This window comes from Micromonospora sp. NPDC052213, assembly GCF_040679695.1.
Lineage (GTDB): Bacteria > Actinomycetota > Actinomycetes > Mycobacteriales > Micromonosporaceae > Micromonospora.
Genome location: NZ_JBFAVI010000279.1, coordinates 1,703 through 3,267, shown reverse-complemented (window position 1 = coordinate 3,267; position 1,565 = coordinate 1,703). Strand labels below are relative to the sequence as shown.

Annotated in this window: 1 rRNA gene (cut by a window edge); it reads left to right on the top strand. The window is 57.3% G+C overall.

Annotation, left to right across the window (positions count from 1 at the left end):
- Positions 1 to 128: 128 nt before the first annotated feature.
- A 23S ribosomal RNA gene (locus AB0L34_RS32815) occupies positions 129 to 1,565 on the top strand (it continues 1,647 nt past the right edge of the window).

Sequence of the window (1,565 nt, the reverse complement as noted above, 5' to 3'; positions counted from 1 at the left end):
GGAGCTTCGTGGGCTGCCAGGCATGGCCTGGTCTCGCATACCGGTCGCTGTGGTGATGCTGGTGTGGGGCTGTGGGTTGTGGGTTGGTCGTTTGTTGAGAATTGCACAGTGGACGCGAGCATCTTTGTGGTCAAGTTGTCAAGGGCGAACGGTGGATGCCTTGGCACCAGGAGCCGATGAAGGACGTGGGAGGCCGCGATAGGCCTGGGGGAGCTGTCAACCGAGCTGTGATCCCAGGGTGTCCGAATGGGGGAACCCGGCATCAGTCATGTGGTGTCACCTGCACCTGAACACATAGGGTGTATGGAGGGAACGCGGGGAAGTGAAACATCTCAGTACCCGTAGGAAGAGAAAACAAATTAGTGATTCCGTGAGTAGTGGCGAGCGAAAGCGGATTGAGGCTAAACCGGCTGCGTGTGATACCTGTCAGGGGTTGCGTGGTCGGGGTTGTGGGACCCTGCTACACGAGCTGACACTCGTGTGAGGAGTTATAAAGCCAGTTGCTAGCCGAACAGTCTGGAAAGGCTGACCGTAGGCGGTGATAGTCCGGTAGGTGAAAGTGGCTGGTCTCCTGTGGGTGTTCCCGAGTAGCGGCGGACCCCTGAAATCTGCCGTGAATCTGCCAGGACCACCTGGTAAGCCTAAATACTTCCTGGTGACCGATAGCGGACGAGTACCGTGAGGGAATGGTGAAAAGTACCCCGGGAGGGGAGTGAAATAGTACCTGAAACCGTTCGCCTACAATCCGTCGGAGCCTTGCGGGGTGACGGCGTGCCTTTTGAAGAATGAGCCTGCGAGTTAGTGGCATGTGGCGAGGTTAACCCGTGTGGGGGAGCCGTAGCGAAAGCGAGTCTGAATAGGGCGATTCAGTCGCGTGTCCTAGACCCGAAGCGGAGTGATCTAGCCATGGGCAGGCTGAAGCGCGGGTAAGACCGCGTGGAGGGCCGAACCCACCAACGTTGAAAAGTTGGGGGATGACCTGTGGTTAGGGGTGAAAGGCCAATCAAACTCCGTGATAGCTGGTTCTCCCCGAAATGCATTTAGGTGCAGCGTCGCGTGTTTCTTGCCGGAGGTAGAGCACTGGATGGTCTAGGGGGCCCACAAGCTTACCGAAATCAGCCAAACTCCGAATGCCGGTAAGTGAGAGCGCGGCAGTGAGACTGCGGGGGATAAGCTTCGTAGTCGAGAGGGAAACAGCCCAGATCACCAGCTAAGGCCCCTAAGCGTGTGCTAAGTGGAAAAGGATGTGGGGTCGCATAGACAACCAGGAGGTTGGCTTAGAAGCAGCCACCCTTTAAAGAGTGCGTAATAGCTCACTGGTCAAGTGGTTCCGCGCCGACAATGTAGCGGGGCTCAAGCACACCGCCGAAGCTGTGGCATTCACATTTTTACCTTGCTTGGACGTGATTCCTTGTGCAGGTGTGTGGATGGGTAGGGGAGCGTCGTGCCGCGAGTGAAGCATCCGAGTGATCGAGGTGTGGACGCGGCACGAGTGAGAATGCAGGCATGAGTAGCGAAAGAAGGGTGAGAAACCCTTCCGCCGGATGACCAAGGGTTCCAGGGGC